General features: G+C 60.1%; 1 protein-coding gene. It reads right to left on the bottom strand.

Features of this window, described 5'->3' with window-relative positions; genetic code table 11:
* Positions 1–164: 164 nt before the first annotated feature.
* Complete coding sequence (locus PMI07_RS34995; RefSeq protein WP_024163926.1) at positions 165–17,198, bottom strand: DUF5801 repeats-in-toxin domain-containing protein; 17,034 nt, start codon at positions 17,196–17,198, stop codon at positions 165–167.
* Positions 17,199–17,585: the final 387 nt, after the last annotated feature.

Here is a 17,585-nt window from a genome sequence, read left to right as displayed (position 1 = left end):
GGCGAGCAGGCCCCCATAGTTGGCCGCAAATCATGCGGCGTCCTAAAAGTGTATAAAATTCGAGAGACTCAAGTTTTAGCGTTATTTTATTGATCAGCGGTTGCTGAAACAAGAAAAGGCGCTTGCGCGCCTTCCCGTTGTTTTCGATTTTGGGCAATCTTCACTTAGACGTGAGAGATGTTTGCCGAGTGCTTGTCGTCGTCGAAGAGGATCTTGACGGCTTCGGTGTGGTTCTGAAGCACGGCAACGTCCTTCCAGCTGTCGGTCGCAACCTGAACACTGACGGTCGTGTCGTTACCGGCAATCGTCGTGCGGACATTCGCGGCAGCCTCTTCACCGGTTGCCTGATGGCCAAGCAGGGTGTCGAGAAGCTTCGAAACGTCGACCGCATCGCCTTCGTTCGACTTGTAGTCGGTGATGACGTCGGCCATGTCGAGTTCGTGCAGGGCCGAAGGATCGAGCACGAACGTATCCGCACCGGCACCGCCGGTCATCTGCGTCATGCCTGGCATGGCGGCGAGGATATCGTCACCGTCCGTTCCGACCAGCACGTGATCAGGCGCATCGCTGAACAGAGTGTCGAACCCGACTTCGACGAAGGAGCCGGTCGATCCGTCTGCGTAGTTGAACGTGCCTTCGGCAAACAGCGTCTGGCCGTCGATATAACCTTCCGCGGCGTGGGCATCGAGCGAAATGCCGGTGATGCCATAGTCGTGGAGGCCCTTCAGCTCGCCGGCATCGCTGATGCCGTTGCCGTTGGCATCCTGCCAGACCAGCAGCTTGTCGAAGCCGGTGTCGGAGGCATCGATCTTGCCGTCATGGTTGACGTCAAGCGTCGAGAGCGCCGCCACACCGCCGGCATGCGCGCCGCCGGCAAAGTTCGGAGTGAAGATCTCCGAACCGTTGTCGATCTTGCCATTGCCGTCGACATCATAGGCAAGGATGCCGTCGGTCTTGGTCCAGGCTACCTGATCCAGCTTGCCATCCGCATTGATGTCGAACTTCACGCCGTCTTCCACCGAGGTGAAGGTGAGGCCGTTGTGATCGAGATCGAGGATGATGGGATCGGCTGCGTCAACGAGGTAATTGCCCTTCAGCTTGACGCCATAGAAGTCGTTCCAACTAAACAAGTTAATGTCGTCGGAATTGTCCAGTAGGAAGAATACCTGCCCGGCATACAGCCCGGCCTGAAGCTGCTGAGCCGTCAAAGTGATATCGACGCTCCACCTTACTTCGTCGCGGTCAGGGGTCGCTTGAACAGTGACGTTCCCTAGTCCCGGGCCAAAATTACCCAAGAACTGATAATCGGATCCGTTCCAGAAGCGAACACTGATGAATTCGCTCGAATTGTCGGTGCTGAAGTCTCCCTTTGCCGAAATGGTAATCGTTTGATTGCCCGTGAGCGTGCCGGGCAAGCTAAACCCGAACGTGTGGCTTTCGCTAAAGTAGTTCAGCGGCTCGGTTTGCAGATTCGACTCCCAAGCCTTCGTCTTGGTGTCCGGTACTTCCGTGACGGTAATCGAAGCCGTATTCATCTCCGTTGAAAATGCCGTGCTGCCGCCTCGCTGCGGCAGGGGCACGTTCGCGGTCGAGCCCGCCGTACCGGATGTCTGATCCCAGGCAACGTAGTCGAAGGACGCAGTTGTTCCATTCTGAGCATTCGGGACAAACCTGACCTTGTCGTCTGCCGCAAGCAGCAACGCATTACCGTTGCTGTAGTTGCCGAAGTTGGTCCAGGTCGTGCCGTCCAGCGAATACTGCCACTGGCCGTTGCCGCTGGACTTCCCGGTAATCGCAATGCCTTCGAGAGCACCGCTGTCGGCATCCGTGACCGAAGTCCCCAGGATAGAAGCAACTGTCTGGCCACTGTTCGTGGTCTGGTCTTCGTTGATCGTCGTGAGGGACGGTGTCGCATCCGCCATGACCGGAGCATCGTTGACCGATGTCACCGTGAACGAGACGGAACCGACATCCGTCTTGAAGTCGTTGGCGCCGTTAGTCTGGCCGTTGTCACGGACCGTGTAGTCGAACGAGGCCGCACCGTTGAAGTTCGCCGACGGCGTGAACTCGATGTTCGTGCCGTTGATGACCGCAGTGCCTCCGACGATGTTGGAGAGTGCCGTGATCGTCAGGGTCTGTCCCGACTCGTTGGCCGGACCTTTGCCATCGTTACCGAGCAGCGAGTCGAAGCTGATAATCCGCACGCCGCTGTCTTCGGCAACCGAGGACAGAACGTTATCGACTGCATTCGGCGCATCGTTGACCGGCGTCACCGCGAACGAGACAGAGCCGACGTCCGTCTTGAAGTTGTTGGCGCCGTTGGTCTGGCCGTTGTCACTGAGCGTGTAGTCGAACGAGGCTGCACCGTTGAAGTTCGAGGACGGCGTGAACTCGATGTTCGTGCCGTTGATGACCGCAGTGCCTCCGACGATGTTGGAGAGTGCCGTGATCGTCAGGGTCTGTCCCGACTCGTTGGCCGGACCTTTGCCATCGTTACCGAGCAGCGAGTCGAAGCTGATAATCCGCACGCCGCTGTCTTCGGCAACCGAGGATAGAATGTCGTCACCCGCAGTCGGCGCATCGTTGACCGGCGTCACCGTGAACGAGACAGAACCGACGTCCGTCTTGAAGTCGTTGGCGCCGTTGGTCTGGCCGTTGTCACGGACCGTGTAGTCGAACGAAGCTGCACCGTTGAAGTTCGCGGACGGCGTGAACTCGATGTTCGTGCCGTTGATGACCGCAGTGCCGCCAACGATGTTGGAGAGTGCCGTGATCGTCAGGGTCTGCCCCGACTCGTTGGCCGGACCTTTGCCATCGTTACCGAGCAGCGAGTCGAAGCTGATAATCCGCACGCCGCTGTCTTCGGCAACCGAGGACAGAATGTCGTCGACCGCAGTCGGTGCGTCGTTCACCGGCGTGATGCTGACGCCGATCGAGCCGGTAGACACCTTGGTATCAGTGTGGACAGCAAGATCGGAGAGCGTGGCGCTATCAACGACGGTTGCCGAAACGCCGAGGTTGAAGTTGCCGGCGAAATCGTGCGGCGGCGTCATCGTTAGGCCGGTGGTGTTGACCCCGGCAGTATTGGCGATGACCCAGACCGCGCCTTCCAGCGCGCCCTGGTTGAAGGTCGCACCCGCCGGGAAGCCGGACAGTTCGATCCTCGTGACCTTCTCGGAACCATCGGTGTCGCCAACGGCGATGTTGAGGCCGATGGCAGCCGATGCATCTTCGCTGCCGGATCCGGAACCGGAGATGGTGGCGGTATCGGCGATCGGACGAACATTGACCGTGACGGTCGCGGGGCTCGTGAGGCTCCCGTCGGACACGGTGTAGTTTATGATCGAATAGCCGGCTTCATTTGCGATCGGCCGGTAGAAGAACGTGCCGTTCGAGGTCATCGAAGCGTATTCTAGCGGTCCGTACGGGTTTGCGGTGATGATATTCACCCTGGAGATGGCGTCGCCATCGACGTCACTATCGTTCGCCAACACATTCACTCCGGAGAGTTCCTGGTCTTCGTTGACGAAATAGACCTCATTCGCCGTGGTCGGAGCATCGTTTGCCCCGGTTATCGTGAAGGTCAGGGTCGATGTGGCGGACGTCAGGCCATCGCTGACACCGTACTTGAAGACGTCCTGCACCGGCTGCCCGCCCGCCGGCAACGCATCGTAAGTGGCGTTCGGCGTGTAGGTGTAGGTACCGTCCGAATGGATCGTCAGATCACCATAGACGCCATGCGCAACTGCACTTCCGCCTGCCGAAACCGGACTGAAGACTTGGTCGCTGGTCACAGCGCGGATCGTGATAACGCTGAGAGATGTGCCGTGATCCGGATCAGTGTCATTGGCCAAGACGCCGACGGTACCGTTGAGCACCGTTCCAGCGTCCTTGGCTGAAGTATCCGTCAAGCTCACTGCGTCGGCAACCAGCACCGGCGCGTCGTTCGACCCGGTGATATTGACGGTCAGCTCAGCACTCGATGTCAGGCCATGGGCGTCCGCCATCGTGTAGGTGAAGACGTCGCTCGCGGCCGCATCCTTGGCAAGCGCCTGGGTGTCGCCGTCGTTGTTATCCAGCGCATAGGCATAGCTGCCATCGGAATGGATGGTGAGCGTACCGTAGGTACCAGCGATCGTCAGGTCGCTGCCATCGGCCGGAACGGTCACTGCCGGACCTGCACCGAACTGGATCGCAGTCACCTGCTTGCTGTCGAAAACACCATCCGCGTCGGTGTCGTTGCTCAGGACGTTACCGGTCGCCGAAGGATCGCCAAGCGTGCCGTTGGAAACACCACCGGCTTCGACCACCGGGTCGCCGGCATTGCTGTCGGCACCCGCATGCGGAGCGTCGTTGAGAAGATCCGCCGCCTGCATGGTGCCACCAGCACCACCATTCTCACCCTGGAAGGTGAACTGCTCGACATTCTTCGCCGTCGCCACGACGCTGCCGCCTAGGCTGAAGGTGAAGGTACCATCGAATGCGCGCGTAATGACATAATCAGCCCACTTGCCGGCCAGTTTCACCGTATCGGCGTCCCCGCCCGTTGTGTCGTCAATGTCATTGATCTCGACCTTGGTGCCGACCAGACCGGTCAGGTCGATAGTGTCGCTGCCGAGGCCGCCGTTGATCACCACGGTCGTCGGCGCGATTGCCGTGCCGCTCAAGTCGCCTACAGCGATGCTGTCGCCGGCACTGCCCAGGGTGACTTCGATACGCTCGATTTCATCGGCGCGGACGGTTGCACCGTTGGCACCGGTGTAGCTGACCAGGATGTCGGTGGCATTGACGCCCGCGACGATATCGGTCCCGCTGGTGGCCTTGGCGATGTTGAAGCTGCGCTGAACGGCATCACCAGCGATCTTGAGCACGTCGTAGTCCGGGTTGCTTGCCCCGGTTTCCGAGCCGCCGTCGATGATGTCCGCGCCGGCGCCGACCTTGTAGAGGATCGTATCGTTACCTTCGCCGCCAAAGATCGTGTCAGCGCCGGCCGAGCCGGTGATGGTGTCGTTGCCGGCACCGCCGTCCAGGGTGAGCGCTACAGCAGGCAGCGCGACAGTATTGAGGTTGCTGGCATTGATGACATCATTGCCGCCCTTGCCTTCGATGGTCAGCTCGGACGTGCTGATCCCCGAAACGGACGGGATGCCGTTGCCATAGACCTGCAGGAGATTGGAGTTGCCTTCGATCGTAATCGTCTCGGCCGTATCCTGGCTGCGGACCGTGATCTTGTCGGCACCGTCGGCCTGATAGAGCACCACCGATTCGATGTTGGTGGCGTTCACATCGACAATCCCATCGCCCTCGACATCAAGGGTGAAACCGGTCGAGGTCACCGTAAGAACTGCGGATTCCGCAGTGGCGTTTCCGGAAGTCAGGAGAACGTCACCTTGGGTGCCGCCATCGATGGTGTCAACACCATCGCCAATGGCATAGTTGAAGGTATCGCCACCGATCCCGCCGTCGATCGTGTCGTTGCCGAGACCTCCGGTGATGTTGTCAATGCCGCTTCCGCCATTGATCTGATCGTTGCCGGCGCCGCCCCAGATTTCGTCGCTGCCGGCGCCGCCTTCGAGGATGTCGTCACCGCCGAGGCCTGAGATCAGGTCGCTGCCGTCACCGCCGTTGATGATATCCGCTGAATTCGAGCCGCCGAGGACGTCATTGCCTTCGCCGCCTTCGATCGTGATAGGCCCGCCGTCAGCCGTTGAGCCTGCCGCCAGGAGGATGACGTCATTGCCATCGGTACCCACGATCTTCTCGACGCCGGAGAGATAATTGGGAGCCGTGGTGTAATCGGCTACGAAGCCCGGTTTGCCATCCCGCTCAAGGATGATCGTGTCGCTTCCTGTACCGCCGGTGACCTTGTCGCCAGTGCCGGCAAGACCAGTAATGTTGACCGCCAGGAGGCTGCCGTCGCCCAGCTGAATGTTGCGGGTACCGGAACCGGTCACGTCCGCGCCGAGAACGAAGGTGTCGTTGCCTCCGCCACCGTTGAGAACGTCGTTGCCGTCACCGCCGTCGAGGATGTTGGCGCCGTCATTGCCGTTGATCGTGTTGTTGAGGCCGTCGCCGATAACATTGATCGGAGCTTCGCCCTGCAACGTGATGTTCTGTACTCCGTTCAGCGTCAGCACGATGCCGGTGTCCTCGGCGCCGCCGACAACCGTCAGGTTCTCCTTGGTGATCGTCGCAGACTGGTTGGTGACCGTGCCAACCAGTTCGATGCGGAACCCGGCAGACGCTGCAGTGTTCGCGTCGGTAATCGTCGTGAACGTACCGACCAGATTGTTGCCGTCGAAAAGCTGTATCGGCGCAGTCAGATCCAGCTCGACCGCACCGCCATTGAAGTTGATGCTTTCGACACCGTACAGCTTGTCGATCTCGCCATTGACGGTATTCAGTACCTGCCAGCCGCCATCGAGCATCCTGGTGATCGCGAAGTTCGACTGATTGCCGTAATAGACAACCATATCGTTCTCGCCGGCAGTCGCCGCGATATCGGCTTCCCCATTGCCGTAGATCGTGTCCGTGCCGCCGGTTGCGAAGAACTGATCATTGCCCGTGCCGCCGACCATCTTGTTGGTGCCGGTACCGCCGCCGAAGCGATCATTGCCCGCACCACCATAGAGGCTATCGTCACCGCCGTTGCCGTTGAGAACGTCGTTGCCGTCACCGCCTTCGAGGATGTTGGCGCCGTCGTTGCCGTTGATCGTGTTGTTGAGGCCGTCGCCGATAACCTTGATCGGAGCTTCGCCCTGCAGCGTGATGTTCTGAACCCCGTCCAGCGTCAGCACGATACCGGTATCCTCGGCGCCGCCGACAACCGTCAGGTTCTCCTTGGTGATCGTCGCAGACTGGTTGGTAACCGTGCCAACCAGTTCGATGCGGAACCCGGCAGACGCTGCAGTGTTCGCGTCGGTAATCGTCGTGAACGTACCGACCAGATTGTTGCCGTCGAACAACCGGACAGGTGCCAGCAGATCGAGAGTCAGGTTATTGAACTGGATCTTCTCGATCCCGTAAAGGTTGTCGGTATCGACACTGACATTGCTGCCGATGAATTCCGGAGCGCCGTCCAGTGCCTGGACTCTCCAGATGCCGAGACCGCCACCGAGGACCGAGGTGTCGAAGAAGACATGATATTTGTCCGCGGCGCCGCCATAGTTCGCGCTATCGGCTTCACCAATGGTCGCATTCAGGTCTGAACCCGTGTTGCTGGTTCCATTGCCGAAGAGACTATCGGCCGCCTTGCCGCCCCAAAGCTTGTCGTCGCCAGCGCCACCCTTGAGGATGTCTGCACCGTCGCCACCGGCAAGCGTATCAATGCCCTGGCCGCCGTCGAGGACATCATTGCCGGCGCCGCCGACGATCGTGTCGTTGCCGATACCGCCTTCGATGGTCGTGCGGCCCGCAACTTCGTCGGTGACGTAGTCCGATCTCATGATGATCAGATCGTCGCCATCCGTGCCGACGATACGCTCGACGCCCACGATGTTGGTCTGATAGCCGTCGAGCACGAAGCCCTGAGCGCCGGTCTTTAGATAAACGGTGTCACCAAGGTCAAAACCGCCGTTGATCGTATCAAGCGTGCCGGCCTTGCCAGCAATATTGACGTCGATGGCCGTAAGCCCGACCAGAGGAACGCCGCTGCGTACGGCACCCGCGGCAAACGTCGTGTCTGCGCCAAGGTTGATCGTGTCGCTTCCGGCGCCAGCTTCGATGATGTCGGCACCAAGGCCGCCCGTAAGCGTGTCGTTGCCGTTGCCGCCCCTCGCGGTATCCTTGCCAGCGCCGCCGATGAAGCTGTCATTGCCGTCGTTGCCATCGAAAATCACGGAGACAGGATTTGCGGCGGTAATACCGCTCGCGTCGACCACGTCGCCGGTGGCCGAATTGCTGCCGGTCACATGGATCGTGTTCGGCAGAACCGCAGTGCCGGCGAGGCTGCCGACATTGACCGTGATTGCGCCGCTGCCGGCAACGATGTCGATACCTTCGATTTCGTCGGCACGGATCGAAGCGCTGTTCGAACCGTTGTAGCTTACCGAGATATCATCGGCATTGCCGGATCCCGCATTGATCGCCGTACCACCTGAAGCCAGGCCGATGTTGAAGGTGCGAGCCTGAGCGTCGCCCTCCACACGCAGAACGTCGTAATTCGGAGAAGTAACGGATGTTTCCGTGCCGCCGTTGATGCGGTCATTGCCATCGCCGACCTTGTAGATGAACAGGTCGTCGCCGGCGCCGCCTTCCAGCGTGTCGTCGCCACCGTTGCCGATGATGGTGTCGTTGCCGTCGCCACCGCGGATCGTGTTGGCCTGGCTGCTGCCAACGAGGATGTCGTTGCCGTCACCGCCGGTGACGTTGACGATACCATTCATCCTGTCGATGCCGAGAACCTTGTCGGTAACGGCAGTGAGGTCGGTTGCCGTATCGCCTGCCACCGTCTGGCCGTTCACGGTGACGGAGTTGTCACCGAGGTTGACGAATACGCCGGAGTTCAGGTCGTCGTAGCTGATGTTGTTGCCGTTGTTGGTGACATTGCCGGCGGCATCCACGCGGACCGTGAAGCTGGCATTGTCGCCGTCGCCATCGCTGTCGGTTGCCGTGTAGAGGAAGCGCAGATCCAGATAGGCGTCGTCATTGCTGATCGGCGCGCCATGATCCAGCGGCTGATGCAGGGTGAAGGTATAGCTGCCGCTGCCGTTGTCGTTGAGCGACACTTCGAACACGCGATTGGCCGCGATTGCCGGGTCGCCATTGACATAGGCAACCAGGACACCCGCCAGCAAGGCATAAGACAAGGTCTGTCCGTTGGATGTCAGCGTGATCGGCTGACCAGCCGCATTGGTGATGTTGGCTGCCGGAGTTGCGTTGGCGAAGGCCACCGAGCGGTTTGCGCTTCCGCTGTTGTTGTCGTCGCTCTTCCAATCGATCCCGAGCGAAACATTGCTGACCGCCGGGCTGCCGCTGTGCTCTTCGAGGAATTGGCGCGAAGGCGTGTCGGCTTCCGGCGTGTCGTCGACGATGGTGACAGCGAACGAACCGGGTGCCGTATCACCATCACTGTCCTTGGCAGTGAAGCCGAAGTTCAGCGTTGCGCTGGAACCATTGGCACCGAGGTGATCGATATTGTCATTGAGGATGAAAGTGTAAGAGCCGTCACCCGAGTCGGAGAGCGAGACGGTGAAAACGGTGGTAGCACCTGCCGTGGCAGTCAGCACGGTTCCATCAGGCGACAGCGTATACATGATCGCCGTGCCGTCATGGGTCAGACCCGAGTCTGCACCGTTGAGAGCGGCATTGAAGGTCACGGAGCGGTTGAACGAACCGGAATTGTTGTCGTCGGCACCCCAGTTGATGTTGAGATCGCCGCGCTGGATCGTCGAATAATCGGTGTCGGCCAGGAATGCGTCGCCAAGATCTGTCGGCAGATTGTTCTCGTTGACGGTCTCGTTTTCAACGACCCCAACCGAAGGTCCTCCATCTGCGATGGTGACGTTGAAGCTGCCCGATGCTTCGTCATTGTCGGAATCTTCCGCAATGAAATTGAAGCTGAGCGTCTTGCTCGCCGCGTCGGCATTGGTGTGGTCGATATTGTCGTAGAGCTTGAATGTATACTGACCAGAACCGTTGTCATCGAGAGAAACAGTAAAGATGATCCGGGCGCCGAAACCGCTACCCGTATAGGCAGTCAGCGTCGTTCCATCGACATCGTACCTGATGGTCTCGCCGTTCGACGTCAGGCCTGAAGGCGCACTGTTGGCACCAAAACGGACGGAGACGTCCGGGCCGAAATTGGCATCGCGGTTGTCGGCCCCCCAATGAATGTCGAGGTTGCCGCGCTGGACGGTGGAGCTATCGCTGTCTGCGTTTGCTTCGTCGCCCAGTGTGTAGGGAAGATTGACTTCCGAGACGGTTTCCCCTTCCGGCGAACCGATATATGGCGCGTCGTCGTCAATGGTCACCCGAACGGTACCGCTTGCCGGGTCGCCGTCGCCATCCCGGATGGTGAAGTTGAAGTCGATATTGATATCGTCTTCCTTGTTCGCTCCGGACGTGGTGCTGTGATCCAGCGGCCGCTCAAGGGTGAACGTGTAAGCGCCCGTGGCGACATCCGTCACCTTGAGTGTAAAGACGACGGGGCCAGCATTGCCGGCGGTCGCCGTCAGCGTATTGGTGCTGTTATCCCAGGCGTAGCTGAGGCTGGTGCCGAACGACTTCAATCCGAGGCTTGCGAGATTGCTTGTCTGGAAGACAACGTTCGTCGCTTCACCGGCGAGACCATCCGTGCCGAAATTGTAGCTGAGGTTGGCGCTGGCGGTCTTGGCGTTGGAGGCGGCGTCATCCGTATATGCAGGACCCGCACCATTGCCGCTGGAGAGCCCGTCCTCGTCGACCGTCACACCCGTCTGCGTCGGCGAAACGGTCGGCGCGTCGTCCCGGACCTTGATGTCGAGAGCGGTCGATGTCGTGGCATGCGTCGTATCGCCTTCGCGATCGGAAATCGTCGTGGTGACGTAAACGCCGTTGACACTTGCGGTTTCGTTGGCATTGGCGGCATCGCCATGCTTGATCGGCTGGTACTGGGCCATGGACACCGTACCGTTGCCGTCGATAGACAGGGCGAACACGACGGTCGCACCGACCTTGCCGACGACCAGGTTACCTTCGGTGTAAAGCTTCACATCCGAACCGTTGAGCGTCTGGATGCCGGAGTTTTCACCGTTGAAGACACTACCGTCAGCCTTGGTCAGCGCCAGTGACTGAGAACCGGCTCCATCGGCGCCGTAGCTGTTGCCGGCCGTGGAAACCATATTTGCCTGCTGCGACCATCCGAGCGCCGTGCCGAGGCTGGAGAATGCGCTGGGAAGTGCGCCCGCCATATCGTCCGTGCCGGCGTCAGCGCCCGCAGTCTCGTCGCCCAGAAGGGTGTTGCCGGCAACGGTCACAACGCTTGCAATCGGCGCATCGTCATCGATCGTCACGGTAAAGCTGCCGCGACCGGTCGAGTCGCCATCGGAGTCCGTCGCGCGGAAGTTGAAGGTCAGGTCGAGATTGTCTTCGGCATTCGTGCCGCTGTGGTCGAGATTGCCGAGGAGATCGAACTTGTAGCTGCCGTTTGCCGCGGTCGGGTCAAGCGTAACCTTGAAGACCTGGTTTGCGGCGGCAGTCGGATCGGTGCCGTCCTTGTAAGCCGTCAGGACGTAGCCGCCGTTCCAGTTGCCCGAACCATCGCGCAGGTAATCGATGCGGTAGTCGAGCGAGACGCCATCCGACGTCAGGTTGGCGAAAGCAGAGCCGAGATAGCTCGACACATTGTTGTCGCTGATCTTGCCGGTGCTGATTTCGACGACCTGACCGCCAGCGCGCACGAAATTGATCTCGCGGCCGATCGGATCGTCATCGTAATCGCGGTTGTCGCCCAGATATTCCGACTTGACGTCCGCATCAGCACCCCAGTTGACGCCGAGGCTGACGGCGCCCGTCGTCGTCGATGCACCGGCGAGGTCCGCGTTGGTGCCCGTAGCGCCCGGATAGCTCTCGCTGGCATTGCCGCCGAGCAGGCCGTCTTCGTCCACGGACGAAGCAGCGACGCTGGTGAGCGACGGAGTGTCGTCATCGATAGAAACGTAGAACGCGCCATCGGCATCGTCGCCATCGCCGTCGACCGCGGTGAAGTCGAAGCCCAGCGTGATCCTGCCGCCCTGGAAACCGCTATGGTCGAGGTTGTCGATCAGCGTGAATGTGTAGGAACCGGAGTCCTGATCGGACAGGCCGACGGTAAAGACCGCAGCGCCTGCCTTGTCGGCACCGAGATTTTCCCCGTTTGCACCGACATAATGGCCGTCTTCATACCGATAGGCGGTCAGCAGGGTGCCGTTCAAGCTGGTCTCGTAACGGATCGCATGACCATTGGAGGTCAGGCCGTTCGGAGCGGAATTGCTGTCGAACACGACATAACGGTCGCCATCCACGTTGGAAGAGCCGGCATTGACTGCGGAATTGCCCTGGTCGGCGCCCCAGGAGATGTTGAGCGAGTTGGTCGTGGCCCCGGCGGCGGTACCGATATCGTCTTCGTCGACGCCACTGGAGCTCGGGAAGAGGCCCAGAACCGGCGTATCGTCGTCGATCGATACGGAGAAGCTCTTGGTGACCTGATCACCGTCCGCGTCCCGAGCGATGAACTGGAAGTTGAGGTCGGTGTTGTTTTCTTCATTGCCACGTGCCTGGTCGATATTGTCGAGCAGCGTGAACGTGTACGAGCCGGAGCCGGCATCTGAAAGCGAGACTTTGAAGACCGCGGCCGAGGCTTTCGATGCAGCGTCAACGGCATGGCCGTCGGCGTCATAGTAGCTGCCGTTCTGCTGACGATAAGCGATGAGTTCAGTGCCGTTCGCGCCCACTTCGTAAACGATCTTGAAGCCGTTCGAGGTCAGATCTGCAGGGACAGAATTCGTGCCGAAGACAACCGAGCGATCGCCTGCGACCTGCGCGCCAACGTAGCCGCCGTTGACGTTCTTGTTCGCATCATCCGCGCCCCAGGAAATGTTGAGGTTGCGGGTCGTGACCGTATCCACGAGCAGCGAATCCCCGCCGCCGAAGAGCGGGCCCGGATTGCCGGCGCCGGATGCGAGCTGGGTCCAGCCGTCTTCATCGACGTCGCCATTCTGCGGAGTGCCAACCACGAGCTGGTCATCCGCGATCGTGACGGTCGCCGTCCCGACTGCCGCGTGGTCGCCGTCCGCATCCGTTCCAACGAACTTGAACGACAGGGTTGCAGAATTCGAACCTTCGGCGTGATCGAGTTCGTTGAAGATCTCGACCGTGTAGGAGCCCTTCGAGGCGGTCGGATCGAGAACGATCTGGAAAACCTTGGTTTCCGTGCCCTGGATGTAGGCGGTCAGGGTCTGGCCACCGTTGACGTCGCTGGTCAGCACGTAGTTCAGCGCGTTGCCACCCGAGGTCAGCGCGCCACCGGTGATGCTCAGGCCGAAGGTCGAGGCATCGGTCGTGGTGATCGCCGAAGCAATGGCACCGGCAGAATTCGAGAAACCGACCGTGCGGCCATAGGTGTCGCCGGCGCCGCGAACGTCGTTGTCAGCCCCCCAGGAAATGCCGAGCGAAGCAGCATTCGTCTTGACCACATCCGCAGACGTCGCATCGGTCGCCGAATAGGTTGAGACATCATCTTCGTTGAGGCCGGCATTGGTGCCGACAGTCCCCTGGACCGGCGTGTCGTCGATCACCGATACGGTGAAGGAACCACCAACGCTATCGCCGTCGGAATCCTTCGCGATGAAGTCGAAATCGAGATTGATCTTGTTTTCGTTGCTACCGGCCGGATGATCGAGCGTCGCGTTGAGAGTGAAGTCATAGCGACCCGCACCGAGAAAGCCGTCGTCGCTCACGGTGACGGTAAAGACGACCGTGCCGCCTTCGAAGCTTTCGCCAGTATAACCGATCAGAGTGCAGCCGTCGTCAGCAAGATTATACTTGACATCTTCGCCGTTGGACTTGAGGGCAACATCGTTGCCATAGGTCGCCACAGCGCCTTCGACGATGCCGCCGAAAACAACGGAGCGATCGTTGAGACCGGCGCCGGGCGTCGGGTTATTGTTGTCGGCACCCCAGAGAATGCCGAGCGAACCGAAGGAGGACTTCTGGGTTACGTCGACGAGGCCACCGAAGACCGTGAAGTCATTATCGCCCGAACCGGACGTATCTTCATTGCCGCCAGGCAGTTCCTCTTCTTCGACGCTGCTGTTGATAGCACCGAGCCAGATCGGCGCGTCATCCGCCACGATGATCGAGAAGCCGCCATCGACGGCATCGCCGTCGGAATCGGTCGCCGTGAAGCCGAAATTGAGGGTGAGCTGATCGACGGCTTCGCCGCCGGCACGATGGTCCAGATTGCCCAGCAGCTCGAACTTGGCATTGCCGCCATCGGTCGTCGGATCGAGCGTCAGCCTGAAGACCGCATCGCCATGCGTATTGTAGATGGTGACAGTCTCACCGCCATTGGGCAACGAGGTAACCCCATCAGGCCCAACCTGCAACGCGTAGCCATCCGATGTCAGGCCTGCGAGAGCCGATGACAACCCGCTGAAGCTCAACGCACGGTGCGTGGTCGCACCGGCATCGCCGACCTTCGCATCGTCAGCACCCCAGGAAATGCCCAGCTCAGCGGAGCTTGTCCGCGGTTCCTTGGAGAAGTCGTTGCCGAGCGGGAGATCGTCTTCATCTACGCCATTGAGCTGGACCGGCTTCCCAACGGTCGGAATATCGTCGTCGACATTGATGGTCAGTGTGCCGGGCGTTGCAGCGGCGTCGCCGTCCTTGTCGGTGGCCTGGTAGGAAACCGTGAACTGCACATTGTCTTCCGTGCCGGGGATCGTTCCCTGCGGATGGTTGATCGGTGCAAGCTGGGTGACCTCATAGGCACCCGTCACCGTGTCGGTGATGGTGATCGAGACGACCGCACGTTCGCCCTGATAGATGGTCATCACCTTGCCGTCTTCAGACGGCGTCGCGGTGAAGCCTTCGGGCAGTGTCAGGCCGCTGGAAAGCCACAGCACCGAGCCGGCGCCATCGGCACCGTAGGCATGCGCAAGCACACCCGTGGCGTTGACGGAATCGGCGTCATCGCCATTGCCACCCTCGATGCCGCCTTCGAGAGCGTCGTCATCGAGCTGGACCAGCGAATTCTCGCCGATCGTCGGAATATCGTCGTCGACATTGATGGTCAGCGTGCCGGGCGTTGCAGCCGCATCGCCGTCCTTGTCGGTGGCCTGATAGGAAACCGTGAACTGCACATTGTCTTCCGTCCCCGGGATCGTTCCCTGCGGATGGTTGATCGGTGCAAGCTGGGTGACCTCATAGGCACCCGTCACCGTGTCGGTGATGGTGATCGAGACGACCGCACGTTCGCCCTGATAGATCGTCATCACCTTGCCGTCTTCAGACGGCGTCGCGGTGAAGCCTTCGGGCAGCGTCAGGCCGCTGGAAAGCCACAGCACCGAGCCGGCGCCATCGGCACCGTAGGCATGAGCAAGCACACCCGTGGCGTTGACGGAATCGGCGTCATCTCCGTTGCCACCCTCGATGCCGCCTTCGAGAGCGTCGTCATCGAGCTGGACCAGCGAATTCTCGCCGATCGTCGGAATATCGTCGTCGACATTGATGGTGAGTGTGCCGGGCGTTGCAGCGGCGTCGCCGTCCTTGTCGGTGGCCTGATAGGAAACCGTGAACTGCACATTGTCTTCCGTGCCGGGGATGGTTCCCTGCGGATGGTTGATCGGTGCAAGCTGGGTGACCTCATAGGCACCCGTCACCGTGTCGGTGATGGTGATCGAGACGACCGCACGTTCGCCCTGATAGATCGTCATCACCTTGCCGTCTTCGGACGGAGAGGCGGTGAAGCCCTCAGGCAGCGTCAGGCCGTTGGAAAGCCACAGCACCGAACCGGCGCCATCGGCACCGTAGGCATGCGCGAGCACACCCGTGGCGTTGACGGAATCGGCGTCATCGCCGTTGCCACCCTCGATGCCGCCTTCGAGAGCGTCGTCATCGAGCTGGACCAGCGAATTCTCGCCGATCGTCGGAATATCGTCGTCGACTGTGACGGAGAAGTTACCGGTCTGCGAATCGCCGTCGGCATCCGTTGCCGTATAATTGAAAGTCAGCGGAAGGCTGTTGCTTTCGGAAGCATGGTCGAGCGGACCTTTCAGCTCGAACGTCGCAGTGCCATGTTCGGATGTCGGATCGAGGGTGACGGTGAAGACCGCCGGACCTTCGATAGTGCCCTTGTATGCCGTGATGGTAACCGTACCGTTGGCCGAGACCGTTGGCGCGCCATAGACAACCGCAACGCCACCCGAAGTCAGGTTCTGCGGCAGGCCGTCGCTATTGAAGGCAATCGAACGGCCGAAGGTATCGCCTTCCGACTCGCCCTTCACATTGGCGTCGGCGCCCCAGGAGATGCCAAGGCCTGCCGAAGTGACGAGACTCTCGTGGGATTCGCCTTCGTCATTGCCGCCCGAAAGATCGTCCTCGTTCACCGAAACGAGCGTCACCGAACCGCTGATCGACGGACCGTCGTCAGCGATATCGATCATGAACGAACCCGTGGACGCGTCGCCGTCCTTGTCGGTAACCGTAAACGAGAAATTCAACCGCAGAATATCGTCGGCGCTGGTTTCATTGCCGTCCGGATGATCGAGCGGCTGGGACTGCGTGAATGTGAACTCGCCGGTGATCGCATTCGTGACCTGAAACGCGAACACCGTGCTGGTTACACCACCAACCGTAATCGTTCCGGTTACCGTCAAGCCGTCCGGAGAGGTCGTCACGGTGACAGGATGTCCGCCCGAGGACAGCGTCTCTGTATCACCAGGAGTAGGGGTCGGGGCCTCGTTCAGGTTGTTGGCGTTGTTGAAATTGACCGAAGTCACGATTCCGAAATCATCGCCGCCGTCAAACTGCAGCACGCCCGTGATGGTCTCGTTGCCAGTGATATCATCGACCAGCACCGATTCCGTCAGGCCGAACGGCGTCGACATGTCGACTGCGATCGGCTGATCGTCGCCCGTCGTCTGGGGGCCAAACGGTCCGCCATCACCAAATTCCGTGTCGCCGAGCAGGGAGGCCAGCTGAATGGGGCCATTCTGGCTCTGCTGAATCGAGTCTTCGAATTCGGCGCCGGAGCTGTCGGGCCGTCCGGTTGCGCTGAAGGATCCATCCGGGCCGGCGGCGACGTTGATGCCGCTGTCTTCCAGCGCGGCAAAGAGTACCTGCTGGGGAACTTCCACCTCGCCGATCAGCATTGTCGGGATCTTGGCAGCGCCGTTGACGATGACGATCTCGGTACCATCCGCCTGGACCAGGATCAGGTTCGCGCCGTCGACGCGGACATCATCGATCGAGACATTCGCCGCGAGGTGAATGATGTTGTTCGCGTCCGGGGTCACTTCCGCAGCCGGAGCTGCAGGAGGAGCGGCCGGCGCGTTCGGATCGGTCGGAATGCGGCCCGTCGTCGGGGTGCGGCCATCGCCGGCCTGCGCCACCTGGATCTCATGCTCGATCGGCGAAGGCGTCGAAGAAGAAGAAGCGATCTCCTCCTGGATTTCCGACGAGAAATTCTCAGTCAGATTTTCTTCCGAGATGTTCGACAGGCGCGGATCTTCAACGGACATGACTCTAACCCCCAATAAAAACTGTGCCGCAATCAACTCCGCCCCCAAATATAAAGCAAGAGTTCCTTAACCTTCGGGATATAGCCGGTTATGTGGTGGAAAAGGAATTATTGACAGAAGGTTAACTGCGGTGGCCGAAGACGTATTAAAGCCACACATCTTGGCCCTGTCGGCGGGAAATCATGGTTTCCGAAAGGTATCCGGGGTGGTTGCTACAGGCATACACCCGGCCTGATCGAGCTACTGCCGCCTCAGGCGATCGATTTGTCAGCTGAAAGGGGGCTGATTCGGTCTTCAACTTCGCCTGACTGGCTGCCGGGAGACACGAGCAGATGGATGCGAAACAAGCTAAGTAAGCTGTAACGCCGTGATTTTATTGACCGGCAG

The sequence above is a fragment of the Rhizobium sp. CF080 genome (genome assembly GCF_000282095.2).
Lineage (GTDB): Bacteria > Pseudomonadota > Alphaproteobacteria > Rhizobiales > Rhizobiaceae > Neorhizobium.
Note: the sequence above shows the minus strand (reverse complement) of the source record. Positions and strands in the feature narration are given on the sequence as shown.